Annotated in this window: 17 protein-coding genes and 2 pseudogenes; 11 read left to right on the top strand and 8 right to left on the bottom strand. The window is 59.7% G+C overall.

Annotation, left to right across the window (positions count from 1 at the left end):
• Positions 1-3: 3 nt before the first annotated feature.
• On the bottom strand, positions 4-897 hold the full coding sequence (yegS, locus tag H7995_RS26015; RefSeq protein ID WP_185819145.1) for a lipid kinase YegS: 894 nt from the start codon (positions 895-897) through the stop codon (positions 4-6).
• A gap of 324 nt (positions 898-1,221) precedes the next feature.
• Here yegS and H7995_RS26010 point away from each other — a divergent pair, with 324 nt between their 5' ends.
• Positions 1,222-1,413, top strand: coding sequence for a hypothetical protein (locus H7995_RS26010; protein WP_166590181.1), 192 nt, complete (start codon positions 1,222-1,224; stop codon positions 1,411-1,413).
• Positions 1,414-1,455: 42 nt separating this feature from the next.
• Here H7995_RS26010 and H7995_RS26005 read toward each other — a convergent pair whose 3' ends face one another.
• Positions 1,456-2,643, bottom strand: a complete 1,188-nt coding sequence (locus tag H7995_RS26005) for a molybdopterin molybdotransferase MoeA (RefSeq protein WP_185819150.1) — start codon at positions 2,641-2,643, stop codon at positions 1,456-1,458.
• 22 nt (positions 2,644-2,665) lie between these two features.
• The gene (gene moaB / locus H7995_RS26000; protein WP_166590180.1) at positions 2,666-3,205 is read right to left on the bottom strand and encodes a molybdenum cofactor biosynthesis protein B; all 540 of its coding nucleotides are present in this window, start codon (positions 3,203-3,205) and stop codon (positions 2,666-2,668) included.
• 81 nt (positions 3,206-3,286) lie between these two features.
• Between moaB and mobA the strand changes: the two genes are divergently transcribed.
• Positions 3,287-3,889: a molybdenum cofactor guanylyltransferase MobA gene (mobA, locus tag H7995_RS25995; RefSeq protein ID WP_166590179.1), complete on the top strand. Its 603-nt coding sequence runs from the start codon at positions 3,287-3,289 to the stop codon at positions 3,887-3,889.
• A 76-nt stretch (positions 3,890-3,965) separates the two neighbouring features.
• The gene (locus H7995_RS25990; RefSeq protein WP_166590178.1) at positions 3,966-4,187 is read left to right on the top strand and encodes a YgdI/YgdR family lipoprotein; all 222 of its coding nucleotides are present in this window, start codon (positions 3,966-3,968) and stop codon (positions 4,185-4,187) included.
• A gap of 99 nt (positions 4,188-4,286) precedes the next feature.
• Here H7995_RS25990 and H7995_RS25985 read toward each other — a convergent pair whose 3' ends face one another.
• From H7995_RS25985 to H7995_RS25965, 5 genes are all read right to left on the bottom strand, one after another.
• Positions 4,287-5,177 (bottom strand): pseudouridine synthase, encoded by an 891-nt coding sequence (locus H7995_RS25985; RefSeq protein ID WP_182341563.1) that lies wholly within the window; start codon positions 5,175-5,177, stop codon positions 4,287-4,289.
• Positions 5,178-5,261: 84 nt separating this feature from the next.
• Positions 5,262-5,591: a transcriptional regulator gene (locus H7995_RS25980; protein WP_166590176.1), complete on the bottom strand. Its 330-nt coding sequence runs from the start codon at positions 5,589-5,591 to the stop codon at positions 5,262-5,264.
• Between the two features lie 70 nt (positions 5,592-5,661).
• Entirely contained in the window at positions 5,662-6,093 is a 432-nt protein-coding gene (locus tag H7995_RS25975) for a LexA family protein (protein WP_166590175.1), read from the bottom strand.
• A 116-nt stretch (positions 6,094-6,209) separates the two neighbouring features.
• On the bottom strand, positions 6,210-6,446 hold the full coding sequence (locus H7995_RS25970) for a glutaredoxin family protein (RefSeq protein WP_166590174.1): 237 nt from the start codon (positions 6,444-6,446) through the stop codon (positions 6,210-6,212).
• 76 nt (positions 6,447-6,522) lie between these two features.
• On the bottom strand, positions 6,523-7,731 hold the full coding sequence (locus H7995_RS25965; RefSeq protein WP_166590173.1) for an ammonium transporter: 1,209 nt from the start codon (positions 7,729-7,731) through the stop codon (positions 6,523-6,525).
• 324 nt (positions 7,732-8,055) lie between these two features.
• Here H7995_RS25965 and H7995_RS25960 point away from each other — a divergent pair, with 324 nt between their 5' ends.
• The 8 genes and pseudogenes from H7995_RS25960 to H7995_RS28925 form a co-directional block, all read left to right on the top strand.
• Positions 8,056-8,370, top strand: a complete 315-nt coding sequence (locus H7995_RS25960) for an ElaB/YgaM/YqjD family protein (RefSeq protein ID WP_166590172.1) — start codon at positions 8,056-8,058, stop codon at positions 8,368-8,370.
• 1 nt (position 8,371) lies between these two features.
• The gene (locus H7995_RS25955) at positions 8,372-8,761 is read left to right on the top strand and encodes a phage holin family protein (RefSeq protein ID WP_166590171.1); all 390 of its coding nucleotides are present in this window, start codon (positions 8,372-8,374) and stop codon (positions 8,759-8,761) included.
• On the top strand, positions 8,758-9,099 hold the full coding sequence (locus H7995_RS25950; RefSeq protein ID WP_166590170.1) for a hypothetical protein: 342 nt from the start codon (positions 8,758-8,760) through the stop codon (positions 9,097-9,099). Before H7995_RS25955 ends, H7995_RS25950 begins: the two co-directional genes overlap by 4 nt.
• A 116-nt stretch (positions 9,100-9,215) precedes the next feature.
• Positions 9,216-10,547 (top strand): deoxyguanosinetriphosphate triphosphohydrolase, encoded by a 1,332-nt coding sequence (locus H7995_RS25945; protein ID WP_166590169.1) that lies wholly within the window; start codon positions 9,216-9,218, stop codon positions 10,545-10,547.
• Between the two features lie 260 nt (positions 10,548-10,807).
• The gene (locus H7995_RS25940) at positions 10,808-11,206 is read left to right on the top strand and encodes a response regulator (RefSeq protein ID WP_166590168.1); all 399 of its coding nucleotides are present in this window, start codon (positions 10,808-10,810) and stop codon (positions 11,204-11,206) included.
• A 256-nt stretch (positions 11,207-11,462) separates the two neighbouring features.
• Positions 11,463-12,089 carry a response regulator transcription factor gene (locus H7995_RS25935; RefSeq protein WP_166590231.1) on the top strand — a complete coding sequence of 209 codons (627 nt, stop codon included), beginning with the start codon at positions 11,463-11,465 and terminating at the stop codon, positions 12,087-12,089.
• An 8-nt stretch (positions 12,090-12,097) separates the two neighbouring features.
• Positions 12,098-14,182: pseudogene (locus H7995_RS25930) on the top strand (transporter substrate-binding domain-containing protein); the annotation flags it as partial.
• A 21-nt stretch (positions 14,183-14,203) separates the two neighbouring features.
• Positions 14,204-14,287, top strand: a pseudogene (locus tag H7995_RS28925) (hypothetical protein); the annotation flags it as partial.

Genomic DNA, 14,287 nt, shown 5'->3' with positions numbered 1-14,287 from the left:
GGCTCACGCCTTGAGCAGCGGCGAATCCGCGGGCAGATGCACCCGCAATGCGCTAGGACGCACCGAAAAGCGCAGGCTCTCGCCTTCCAGTGGCTCGCCATCAAGATTGATGTAGAGCCCTTCCGAGACCTTGATCTCGACCCATGGCAGGCGCGCGCGGACAAACATGTTGTCGATGCCCCAACCGTCCACCAACAGGTCCTTGAGCGTCCCCACGACATCCTGCGGTGCCGGGAGGATGCTGATATCCAGCAGGCCGTCGTTGACCAGCGCCTGCGGACATAACTCATGCCCGCCACCGGCCTGCCGGCCGTTGCCGATCCCCAGCGCCAACAACTGCCCATGCCAGTGAAAATCCGGGCCTTGCAACTCGCCATAGGCGGCATGCAACTCGCTGAAGCGCGACAGTCCGGTGAACAGGTAAGCCGCTCCGCCCAGCATCTTCTTAAGGTCTTCAGAGGTGTTCGCCGTCACCTGGCTGCCAAATCCGCCCGTCGCCATATTGAGAAACACCTGGCCACCCACTTCCCCCAGGTCGATCGGTTGCGCCGGCACGTCCAGCAACGCGAGTGCCTCTCGCGGTACCAGGGAAACCCCTGCCGCGCGCGCAAAGTCATTGGCAGTCCCCAACGGCAGCAGCACCAGGCTGGCTTGATCAGCCTGCGCTGCCAGCGCTTCAGCGATGTCGCGCAAGGTGCCATCGCCTCCCCCGGCAATCAATCGGGTAAAGCCCGCCGCCAGTGCCTCTTGCACCAGGCGCTGGGCGTCCCCGGCCTCCCACGTCAGGCGCACCGCCAGCTCCCATCCTTGCTCGCGCTTTTCCTCGACCGCCGTACGGACCTCTTCGTTGAGTGCCTGCTTACCGTGCAAAATCAACAGCGCCTTGCGCTCACTCATCGTCATCTCCCCGATTGATCAAAGGCCTCTGGCAGATGTTGACCACACACGCGACTGAAAGAGCCCAGGACCGCGATAAGTTTCGAGTTTTTTCTTACAGCCTGTGACGAATCAGCCTAATTGACGCTGAATTGATATTGGAACACCTTGTGTCCAGGCACCTCAGGAACAGATTGGTAATACACAAGGAAGTGAATGCTTATGAATGGCCCCGCACTCCAGGCCCTGACCCGCTCCACAACAAAAAAATCTGCGCCGACACCCTCCAAGGGCGACCCTCACTCGGCAACCCGTTGCACGTCCATACCAGCCAAAGGAAGCGACATGGAACCTCGCATCGCAGAACTGGAGGCCCATCTCAAGTCCCTGCACAAGGACCTGCACCAGGCCCGCGGCGAGTTACAAGCCATCCGGTACAGGCTTGCCTACTCGACCGGAACCCTCATCGTGATCATCGGCCTCGTCAGTTGGATCGCCAACAGCCGTTTCGATCAGTTGCTGACGTTGCTCAACTAAACACGTGCCCGGCCCAGGCAGCAGCGTGGGCCGGGCGCAGAATCAGCCAAGCACTTCACTCAATGGAATGAAGTTCACCCAATCACCTTCGACCAGGGTGCGCTCCTCCAGCACCTCGACCAGTCCTTCGGCCCATGCGGCACTGCGCAACACGCCGGAGCTCTGGTTGCGGTAGATAATCGCCCGCCCCTGCTCCAGGCGTCCGCGCAAGTACTCGCGACGGTTGCCAGCCTTGGGCCAGACAAACCCCGCCGGGACCTGGAACTGCAGCGGGGTCACCTCTCTCACGCCCTGGCGTCGTAACAGATAGGGGCGCGCCAGCAAGGCGAAGGTCACCAGGGTCGACGCCGGATTACCCGGCAAGCCGATCACCGGCACACCTTGAAAGTGCCCAAAGGTCAGGGGTTTGCCGGGCTTGATCGCCAGCTTCCATAACGCCAGCTCACCCGCCTCACGCAGCGCGATGCCGAGGAAATCCGCTTCGCCGACCGACACCCCGCCAGTGGAGAGAATCAGGTCGACACTGCCCAACTGCGCAAGGCGCTCGCGGGTGGCCTGCAGGTTGTCCGGCAGAATGCCTGCATCCAACACCTCACACCCCAGGCGCTGCAGCCAACTGCACAGCAGCACTCGATTGCTGTTGTAGATCTGCCCAGGCCCCAATGCCTGTCCCGGTTCCACCAACTCATCCCCGGTCGACAGCACGGCGACCCGCACTTTGCGCACCACCCGGAGCTCGGCATTGCCCAATGAGGCGGCCAGGCCGAGTTCGATCGGACCCAGGCGCGTACCGGCGTTCAGCACCTGTTCGCCCACTGTGGTTTCCTGGCCTTGTGGGCGAATGTTCTGCCCGGTGCGCAAAGGCTCGCTGAAGCGCACGCGCTGATCGGTCAGGACCTCGGTGTTTTCCTGCATCTCGACGCAGTCCGCGCCGGTCGGCACCGGGGCACCGGTAAAGATCCGCGCACAGGTGCCTGGGGCCAGCGGCTCGGGGGCCATTCCGGCGAAGATCTTCTGGCTGACGGGCAAGGGTTCGCCTGTCCAGTCGGCGACGCGCAAGGCGTAGCCGTCCATGGCACTGTTAGGCCACGGCGGCAGATCGAGACTCGAGAGCAGATCCTCGGCCAGCACCCGTCCCTCGGCGGCCGCCAACGGCAGGCTTTCGCACTCGACAATCGGCGCCGCTTCGGCCATCTCCAGCAGGCGCGCCAATGCCACTTCGACCGGCATCAAACTGCCGGACTTGCCTGGCTTACCCACGGGATTCACAAGGTGCCGCCTGCTTCAAATGGGCGACAAAGTTGCACGGCCGATGACGGACGTCCAACTGCTCCGCCAGAATGCCGTCCCAGCCCGTGCGTACCGCGTTGGTGGAGCCCGGCAGGCAGCACACCAGGGTGCCATTGGCCAGGCCGGCCAGCGCGCGGGATTGCACCGTCGAGGTGCCGATGTCCGCCACCGATATCTGGCGAAACAACTCGCCGAACCCATCGACCTGCTTGTCCAGCAGGCAACTGACGGCTTCCGGGGTGCTGTCGCGTCCGGTGAAGCCAGTCCCGCCGGTAATCAGCACCACTTGCACCACGTCGTCGGCAATCCAGGTGGCCACTTGCGCACGTATTTTGTACAAGTCATCTTTAAGCAACACCCGTGCAGCCAGGTGATGGCCAGCAGCGCCCAGGCGGTCGACAAAGACCTGTCCCGAGGTATCGGTTTCCAGCGTGCGGGTGTCGCTGACAGTCAGCACCGCGATGTTCAGCGGGGCGAAAGGTACATCAGCCTTGGCTTTCATAGGCTCGTCCAGTTGTAGGAGAAACAGCCCGGTGTTATATCACAGCGCCCTGTTTTTTTGCCGCCCCGATGGAGTAGCGTCATGCCCGTGAATGTTCAGCTCCCGCCCTGCTCCATCTTGCTGCTGGCAGGCGGGCGCGGCCAACGCATGGGTGGCCAGGACAAGGGATTGCTGGAGTGGCAGGGCCAGCCTTTGATCAGCCATCTGCACCGGCTGACGCGCAGCTTGACCGATGACCTGATCATCTCCTGCAACCGCAATCGGCAACAGTACGCGGCCTACGCCGACCAACTGGTGCACGACGAGATTGCCGACTTCCCAGGCCCATTGGCCGGCATTCGCGCCGGCCTGGCGGTGGCACGGTACGCTCATCTGCTGGTGCTGCCGTGCGATGTACCACGCGTTGATGCCCAGCTTGTGCATGAGATGCGCGCAGCCGCCAGCCAGCACCCGGACACACCCTTGATGCTGCGCCAGGGTGAACATTGGCAACCGTTGCTGTGCGTGATCCCGGTAGCGCTTGCCCGGGCGTTTGAAAGCGCCTGGAATACCGGTGAACGTAGTCCTGGGCGTATCATGCGTAATCTGGGGGCTTTGGCCTTGCAGTGCCCGGACCATGATCAGCGCCTGGCCAACCTCAATACGCCCGAACTGTTAAGTCTGCACGCCCGCGTGCCAGAATGACGGCGCCAAGGAACTTGCCGGCGTGTCACACGTCTCAAGTCCAGTATTTAAAAGAATTCATTTGCGGAGACATCTCATGACTCAACGGACCCTCGCCACTTTCATGCTTGCTCTGGGCTTGGCCACCCTTGCTGGTTGCTCCTCGCCTGCAGTGATCACCTTGAATGACGGTCGCGAAATCCAGTCTGTCGATACCCCTAAATTCGATTCCGACTCGGGCTTCTACGAGTTCGAACAACTGGACGGCAAGCAGACCCGCATCAACAAGGATCAGGTTCGCACCGTTAAAGACCTGTAAGCCTCGGCCTCTACGGCTGCACGACAATGCCCGCCCTGCGCGGGCGTTGTCGTCTCTGAGAGGCGGAAAAACCTGTGGTGCAACAGCGGTGGCCAAGACTCACCAGGCCAGTGTGATCCGGCTTTCGAAAACCCGCTCCACGCCGCTCAACGGATCACTGAAGCGCAACCCCTTGGCCAGCAGCTTCAGCGGGTTGGCGTAGTCGTCCTCGACATCCTTCAGTACCTGGGGATAGAACGGGTCATTGCAGATGCTCGCCCCCAGCGCAGTCATGTGCACCCGCAACTGGTGCTTCTTGCCGGTGACCGGTGACAAGCCGTACCGCCATAGGTCGCCGTTCTTCTCCAGGACCTGCACCGCCGTTTCGGTATTGCTTATCCCTGGGCCTTCCTGCATGCGAAAGAAGGGTTCGCCATCCACCAGCCGGCTTTTGTGTACCAGGGGGAATGTCAGTTGGGGCAACGCCTGGGCAATGGCTTCGTAATACTTGTCGATCTTGCGAGTTGGGAACAACGACTGATACGCCGAACGGCTTTGCGGATTGGCGGAAAACAGCACCAGCCCAGCGGTGTGGCGATCGATGCGATGCAATGGCACCAGATGGGGATTGTCCAGGCGGCGAATCAAGCGGCGCAGCAGGGTCTGCTCGACGTATTCACCCGCTGGCGTCACTGGCAGAAAATGCGGCTTGTCTGCCACGACCAGGTGTTCGTCGGCATACAGGATCGTTTCCAGCACAGGGATGACTTTTTCGTCCGGCACTTCGCGAAAGTAGTGGATTCGCAGGCCTTCCTTGTAGGCCAGGTCCAGGGCAATCGCCTGGCCCTGAGCATCCAGGACGCGACCACGGGCAATCCGGTCCAGCCACTGTTCGCGCCCAATGGCACTGAAGTGTTCGCACAGGCAGTCAAGCACGGTGGCCCAGGTGCCTGGCGGCAGGTACAGCGTGCTGGCCTGGCTATGGGTGGCGGAAAATGATGAAGTGGACATACGCAAGCTCTTGCCGTTAATGCAGGCGGGCATTATCCAGTAACCACCGGAACCTACCTAGGGGAGATTCCGTGCCGCCCTGGTTCAGGCCTCACAGGTAGCCATTGACTCGCGCAAGGCCGCAGCCTCGGTGAACTCTTTCAACCAGCGCAATACCTCCACTGCCTCCCAGCGCCCGGGATCATAAAGCGCGTAGAGCAACCCCTGATACCCCACCACATCCAGTTGCCGGTGATACCCGGCGCGCTGGAACAAGGCTTCGATTTCCGCGAAGCAGGTATTGAAGTGCAATTTGTTGAATGGGGTCTTCCCTTCCGTCACCAGGCCATCGAGCCGCAGCTCCAGGACCGCCTCACGCACCACGTCGGCCGACATCCGGTTCACGCTGGCTTTCAACTGTTCGACATTGACCATGCTGCATCACTCCTGTTTCGTATGCGCCCGCTGATGCCTGACGCTTTATGCAAAGCCTGCTGGACCGCCCTCAGCCACGTCCCACATAGCTGACCACCCAGAGCACCACGCCCCAGATCGGGGCCGGGTCGAGATCGTCGAAGGCAACCGAGGGCACCGAGGGCCGGGCGGCCTTGAGCAGCAGCCCGCCCTTGGGGTCGGCTGCCAGCAAACGCACGCAATACTCGTTGTCGCCATTAAGGTGAGCCACCACGTACTGATCCTGAACCGGCTTGATCGAACGATCGACGATCAGGCGGTCACCCGGATAAATACCAAAGCCCAGCAAGGTGTCGTCTTCGACCAACACCGCACGGACCTGGGGCGCGCCCAGGCCGACAATCTGGTCAAGGGAGAAGTTCTGGCCCCGATCTTCGGCGGCAGAATGCACGGCGCTGAGGCTCAGCTCATCGGCGTCGGGCAAGTGCAGGCGCTGGGTACTGGCGAGCAAGGTGAGGGACATGGCGGCCACCCGAATAACTGTATGCACATACAGTAACCGAATATCCGGGTTGGCGCCAATGCGTGTCGCGTGGGACACGACAAACGGAGTGCATGGCGCCGAACTGGCTCCAGGATTCAGCGCAGGAAGGCGACGACTTGCTCGGCGTCGAAGGGCCAGCCCAGTTCCGCGCCGGTATCGACTCGGCGTAGCACCGGGATCCGCAGGCCATAAGCTTCGAACAGTGCCTGGCTGTCGGCTATATCCACCAACTCCACCAGCAGGCCATGCTCGACCAGCGGCATCAGTTCCGCTTCGGCGAGTTCACACAGGTGGCAGCCAAGGGTGCCGAACAACTGGCATTCAGGGGGCATGACAGACGGACCACGAAAGAATGGGTGATCATTCTAGGCCGGTCACCAAAAACCGTCGAGCACAGGGCGCCCGCCATCAGTCCTGACTGACCGCGCCGATCTTGTGGATCGACAGGTCGGCGCCGTAATACTCCTCTTCCTGGCTCAGGCGCAGTCCGTGCAGTCGCTTGATCACGCCGTATACCAGCAGCCCGCCGAGCAATGCGATGACGATGCCCAACGCCGTGCCGATCAGTTGACTGATCAGGCTGACGCCTCCCAGACCGCCCAATGCTGTCTGGCCGAAAATTCCACAGGCGATGCCGCCCCAGGCCCCGCACAGGCCATGCAGTGGCCAGACACCGAGCACGTCATCGATTTTCCATTGGTTCTGCGCCGCAATAAAACACCAGACAAACAGGGCGCCGGCAATGGCCCCCGTGACCAACGCACCGACCGGGTGCATCAGGTCGGAACCGGCACAAATGGCCACCAGCCCGGCCAACGGACCGTTGTGCAGGAACCCGGGGTCGTTACGCCCGACGATCAGGGCCGCCATGGTGCCGCCAACCATCGCCATCAATGAGTTGACCGCTACCAGGCCGCTGACCCCTTGCAGCGTTTGCGCACTCATGACGTTAAAGCCGAACCAGCCAACAATCAGAATCCACGAGCCAAGGGCCAGGAACGGAATGCTCGACGGCGCAAACGCTACCAGTCGACCCTCGCGGTATCGCCCGTTACGAGGCCCGAGCAGCAGCACTGCCGCCAGGGCCAGCCAACCGCCCATGGCGTGCACCACCACGGAACCGGCGAAATCATGGAAGCTGGCGCCAAACCGTTCCAGTAGCCAGGCCTGCAGGCCAAGATTGCCGTTCCAGACCATGCCTTCGAAAAACGGGTAGATAAACGCTACGATCAACGCCGTCGCACAGAGCTGCGGAGCGAAGCGCGCCCGCTCGGCGATCCCGCCCGAAATGATCGCCGGAATAGCGGCGGCAAAGGTCAGCAGGAAAAAAAACTTCACCAGGCCGTACCCGTGATCGGCACTGAGCACGGCGGCCGGTTGCAGGAAGTTGACCCCGTAGGAAATCCAATAGCCTATAAAGAAGTAGGCCAGTGTCGAGACCGCAAAGTCGCTGAGGATCTTCGACAGGGCATTGACCTGGTTTTTTTGACGAACCGTGCCCACTTCAAGAAAGGCGAAACCGGCATGCATGGCCAAAACCATCACCGCGCCAATCAGGATGAACAGGGTATTGGAGCTATGGACCAGGGTGGCCACTGCACTTTGCACATTTTCCATGGGGTTGGCAGACCTTCAAACCGCAAATGGCACCAAAGCAGTTCGCCGAGCCTGTGCGTGCACCAAGTTGATACCTCCCCTGGTCTCAAACCGGTTTGACGGCGAACCGTTTTGGCGCAAAGACTTCAACGCGATCAATCATTGCCTCGATGTTGCCGCGGGTTTCTATTATTTGAGTTAAGGTTTTCGCCAGGCATGCCCGTTTCAGGACAATGGAAGCGGCCGGCGCACCAGGACGTAGCAAAAGCTGTACCAGTCATTTGCACTGAACCTTAGTGCAAGGCCCATACTCGAACCTTTGACACGCCACTTATGGAGATCACCATGGCCAGCAAAACAGCAAAGACTGCTCAAGAAATCCTGATGGATGATTTTCAAACCCTGGTCAACGATACCGAACGCTTGCTGGAGCACACCGCGACCCTGGCGGGCGATCAAGCCGACGAATTGCGTGACCAGATTCATCAGAGCCTGTTGCGTGCCCGTGAAACCCTGCAATTGACCCAGGACTCCCTGACCGAACGCGGCAAGGCCGCCGTCACGGCCACCGAAGACTATGTCCAGGCCAACCCTTGGCAGTCCGTGGGGATCGCCGCCGGTGTCGGCTTCCTGATCGGCCTGCTGGCGACACGGCGCTGATATGGCTATCGGTGAATCCGGCTCGTCCGAGACTGGCACTGGCTCCTCGCCGCGACGCCTGGGCGCCGCTTTTCTGGGTTTGCTGCACAGCCACGTAGAGCTGTTCGGCATTGAACTGCAGGAACAGAAAGCCCGTACCGTCACCCTGCTGCTGTTTGCCGGCCTGGCCCTGGTGTTTGCCCTGCTGTTGCTGGTGGGGATTTCGGCACTGGTGATGATTCTGCTCTGGGACACCTACCGCCTGACAGCGATCATTGGTCTGTGTGTGTTCTATGCGGCCGCCGCGCTGTTCTGTGGGATGCGCCTGAAAGCGGCGATTTTCGATGAGTCGTCGCCGTTCCACGCGACCCTCGAGGAACTGGCCAACGACCGGGAGCGCCTGCTGCCATGAACCTGCCTGAAATTCCCAAGAACAGTTCCCGCAAGGAAATGCGCAAGGCCCTGCTGCGCCTGCGCATGGAAATGCATCGCCAGGAAATCCGCCACGAGTCGCAACAATTATTGCAGCCGCTGCAGCGTGTACGGGGCATGGGCCAGAGCTTTCAAGACGGCCTGGGCATCAAGCATGCTCCGTTGTGGGGCGTAGCGGCGGTCACCCTGCTCGGCTTTCTCACGGGCAAGGGCGCCAAGGGTGGCGGTATCCGCAGTGCCACGCGGCTGGTCCGATTGGGCACTACGTTGCTGCCACTGATTCGTCTGGTGCTACAGGGCGCCTCGCGTAAAAACTGATCGCCACATCATCGTCAGCCCGACCCAAGCTCTTGCCCGAGAGGTTCGGTCGGGCTTGCAGCCTGGCGCTTGAACCGGGAAGCTAGCGCATCAGTTACCTGACGGAGAGATCAGCCTTGGATTGGCAGACCCTGCTTAACCGTGAACGCCTCGGCAAACCTGTGCACAGTCCGGAAGAACTCGGCCGCAGTCCCTTCCACAAAGACCATGACCGGGTGATTTTCTCCGGGGCCTTCCGCCGTCTGGGCCGCAAGACCCAGGTCCACCCGGTCCACAGCAACGATCACATCCACACCCGCCTGACCCACTCACTGGAAGTCAGTTGTGTGGGGCGTTCGCTGGGCATGCGCGTCGGTGAAACCATCCGCAGCGCCCTACCCGACTGGTGCGAGCCCAGTGACCTGGGGATGGTGGTGCAATCGGCCTGCCTGGCCCATGACATTGGTAACCCACCCTTTGGCCACTCCGGCGAGGACGCCATTCGCTACTGGTTCCAGCAGGCCGCAAATAAAGGCTGGCTGGATGCAATGAGTGAGGTCGAGCGCAACGACTTCCTCAACTTCGAGGGCAATGCGCAAGGTTTCCGGGTACTGACTCAACTGGAGTATCACCAGTTCGATGGCGGAACCCGACTGACCTACGCCACCCTCGGCACTTACCTCAAGTACCCCTGGACCGCCCGACACGCCGACTCACTGGGTTACAAGAAACACAAGTTCGGCTGCTATCAGAGCGAACTGCCCCTGCTTGAACAGATTGCCCAGAAGCTCGGCCTGCCACAACTGGAGGACCAACGCTGGGCCCGCCACCCCCTGGTCTACCTGATGGAGGCCGCGGATGACATCTGCTACGCCTTGATCGACCTGGAAGACGGCCTGGAAATGGAGTTGCTGGAATACGCCGAGGTCGAATCGCTGTTACTCGGCCTGGTGGGCGATGACCTGCCGGAAACCTACCGCCAGCTCGGCCCCTCTGACTCACGCCGGCGCAAGCTGGCGATTTTACGCGGCAAGGCCATTGAACACCTGACCAACGCTGCGGCGCGGGCCTTCGTCGAGCAACAGGACGCCCTGCTGGCCGGCACGCTGCAAGGTGACCTGGTGGAACACATGCATGGCCCGGCCAAACGTTGCGTATTGAATGCCAAGGACATGGCGCGCAAGAAGATCTTCCAGGACAAACGCAAGACCCTGCATGAAATCGGTGCCTACACCACCCTGGAAATCCTTTTGAACGGGTTCTGTGGCGCCGCCCTGGAGCAGCACGGCGGTGGAACCGCCTCGTTCAAGAATCGACGCATACTCGATTTGCTGGGCAACAACGCGCCCGACCCACACGGTCCGTTGCACGCCTCATTTTTACGCATGATCGACTTTATTGCCGGCATGACCGACAGCTATGCCAGCGAGATGGCCATGGAAATGACCGGACGCTCCAGCCGACCGTGACCCGTACACCCGTCGCGCGATCTCTTTGGGCCGCGACGGGTGATTGCACTCCTCGGCGCCATCCAGGAATCATCCTACAGTTCACACGGAATTGAATGACAACGAAGGTAGCGGTATGTAGACAACTCCGTTTCTATGCTGAACAGCATGCTCAAAACTCAATACAGCGGTAGATATTCAGCAATAGAAAAAAGATAATCCCCCCGATTAAAGCGTAACGCTGCCCTCCCCAACTCCAATCTTTCTTCCAGGAAAGCTAAATGTTCATATACAACTTGCGCATCCTGCTGGTGGAAGACCACCCTTTTCAACTCAGGGCAACACTCTGCCTGCTTAACAGTTACGGCTTCACCCAAGTCACTACCGCCGACACTGCCGAAAATGCATTACAAAAGATGAATCTGGCACATCAACCTTTCGAATTGTTACTCTGCGACCAATGCCTTCCAGATCTTCCCGGCCTGGAACTGATTGGCATTGCGAGCCTGCAGGGACTTATACAACAAGCCATTCTCCTGAGCAGCCTGGATTGCCGGGAATTAAACACTTTGAAGAAATCCGCTGATGAACACCGGCTACCCCTACTCGGTTATCTGGCCAAACCGCTGAAAAAAACCGAGCTTATAAACCTGCTGATGCCAGAACAGAGTAATCACTGAGCATCGTCACTACTGGCCACACTCTCCGCCGAGTTCGCGCCCCATTACAAGTGCCCTTCCCGCCACAACTTACAAGTATAAACATAGGCTGTCGACAGCAGACTTCCTCCTGACATTCCTTCCGACTGCGTAATCCCTCGCCTTCTATTATGTAGGACTCGTCCTATATTGCACTCCCGCCCTCCTCGGTTCATACGTCGCTCCTGCTATCTGAGCTAAGGTGCTCGCTTTATTTGCGCACGTATGGGACTTGATTATGAACACCGTTTTTATTGTCGACGATCACCCCGTCATTCGCCTCGCCGTTCGTATGTTGTTGGAACATGAGGGTTACAAAGTCGTCGGGGAATCGGATAACGGCGTCGACGCCATGCAGATGGTTCGCGAATGTATGCCTGACCTGATCATTCTCGATATCAGCATCCCGAAACTGGATGGCCTGGAAGTTCTTTCGCGCTTCAATAGCATGAGCACACCTCTTAAAACCCTGGTACTCACCGCGCAGAGCCCGGAACTTTTCGCCATTCGCTGCATGCAGTCCGGTGCATGCGGGTACGTCTGCAAACAGGAAGACCTGAGTGAGTTGGTAAGCGCCATCAACGCCGTTTTTTCCGGCTATCACTACTTCCCCAGCCAGGCATTGAACCCCACGCGCAGCAATGACGAACTGAGCGCCGAACTCGACTTGTTCAGATCCGTCAATGACCGCGAACTGATGGTCCTGCAATTGTTCGCCCAAGGCCGTAGCAACAAGGAAATTGCCAAAGGGATGTTTCTCAGCAACAAGACTGTCAGCACCTACAAAAAAAGGCTCATGCAAAAACTCAAGGCAAAATCCCTGGTGGAACTCATCGAAATGGCAAAACGCAACGCTTTAGTGTGAGAGACAGGATGCCCAGTTCTTTAAAGGACTATTTGTTGTATTTGAGTGTCGGACTTTGTCTGGGCGCCTCTGCCTGTATGGCAGCCCCCGAAATCGGAAATTACTCACTGCTCAGTCGCTCGACGACCAGCGTCATGGATGTGCAACTGGAGCCCTCGCAACGACAGTGGATTCAGGACAGAACCGAACTGATCCTGGGGACTTCGGCGCCCGATTATCCACCCTTCGACCTGACGATCCGGGGCCAGGACTATGAAGGGTTCACCGCAGATTACGCGGGCATCATCGGCAACACCCTGGGGCTGCCTATCAAGATCCGACGCTACCCTTCCCGAGAAGCCGCCATCGAGGCACTGGAAAACGGCGATGTTGACCTACTGGGCACGGCCAACGGCTATGAAGCCCGACAAGCGAACATCGCTCTGTCCACCCCCTACGCCATCGACCAACCGGTCCTGGTCACCCGGGAGACCGAAACCCGCTCGCTGACCGAGGGCCTGGCCGGCATGCGCTTGAGCATGGTCTATCACTACCTGCCTCTGGAAGAGGTAACGGCCCTGTACCCCAACGCCATCATCACACCCTACCCATCCTTTCAGAACGCGATCAATGCCGTGGCCTTCGATCAGGCCGACGTGTTTCTGGGCGATACCATTTCCACTCACTTCACGATCAATAAGGGCTATCTGAAGAACGTCAGGATGGCCAACTTCGGCAAACACGAGGCCTACGGTTTCAGCTTTGCCGTCAAGCAGGACAACCGGGATTTGTTGAACCTCATCAACGCGGTGCTGGCAAGGGTGCCGGCCCGTGAGCGGGAACACATCGCCAAACGCTGGAGCGCCGGCAGTGACATCCTGCTGACTGACCGCAAACTGCAGTTGAGCGATCGGGAAGAACGCTGGCTGGCGCAACACCCAGTGGTGCGCGTGGCCGTCAACGAGGGTGTTGCACCGCTGACCTTCTTTGATTCCGATGGCAGCCTGAGGGGGATCACCGCCGACCTGCTGGAGCTCATCCGGTTGCGCACAGGATTGCGTTTCGAGCTTCATCGCAGCCCCAGCGAACGCGCCATGATCAATCTGATTGAAGAGGACCGCGTCGACCTGATTGCCGCCATTGCTCCCAGTGTCGAGCGCGAGACACACCTGAGCTTCACCCGGCCCTACCTGGAAAGCTCCTATGTACTGCTGAGCAGCAAGAACCCCGGCAGCCCGATGAATCTCGAGCAACTGCGCGGCAAGAGCCTGGCAATCACCGAAAACAATCCACTGCGCGATGACCTGCAACGCGAACACCCTGGTATCCACCTCGTGCAAACGCAGGACGCCTTCAGTGCCGTGGAGTTGCTTGCCAAGGGCCAGGTCGAGGGCGCGGTTGAGTCCCTGATCATTGCCAACTACTTCATCGCTGCGCGGTTGTTCGAAGACCAGGTGCAGATCAGCGCAACGGTCGGCACACAGCAAGCCGCCGTTTCCCTTGCCACCGCCCGTGGTGCGATCGAGTTGAGTACGATCCTCGACAAGGCCCTGCTGAGTATCGCCCCGGACGAACTGGGGATCATCAACAGCCGCTGGCGTGGCTACATGGGTCCCGACGGTAGCACCTGGCGCAAGTATCAGCGCCAGCTGTACCAACTGGTGATCGGCAGCAGCCTGCTACTGCTGATGCTCCTGGCCTGGAACGCCCACATGCGCAGGCAGATCAGGCAGCGGCAAAAGGCAGAGCGGGCCCTCAATGACCAGCTCGAATTCATGCACACGCTGGTCAATGGAACACCTCACCCGATCTACGTGCGCGACCGCGACGGTGTCCTGCAAAGTTGCAATGACAGCTACTTGGGAACCTTCAACGCCAAACGCGAGCAGGTCATCGGCAAAACCGTCATGCAAGGGGCCATGAGCAACGCCTTCGAAGCCAGGGAATACCAGGCGGACTATCAGCGCGTGGTGGCAGAGGGCGTGCCGATGCTGCTCGATCGCACCCTGCACACTGGCAGCACAATGCTGACGATCTATCACTGGATCCTGCCCTACCGGGATTCCACGGGAGAGGTCCAGGGGATTATCGGCGGCTGGATCGACATCAGCGACAGACGCCAACTGTTTGATGAACTCAGGGCCGCCAAAGAGCGCGCCGATGAAGCGAACCGCGCCAAGAGTACCTTCCTGGCCACCATGAGCCATGAAATCCGTACA

This window comes from Pseudomonas kielensis, from assembly GCF_014236655.1.
GTDB lineage: Bacteria > Pseudomonadota > Gammaproteobacteria > Pseudomonadales > Pseudomonadaceae > Aquipseudomonas > Aquipseudomonas kielensis.
This window is presented reverse-complemented; position numbering and strand designations above follow the sequence as displayed.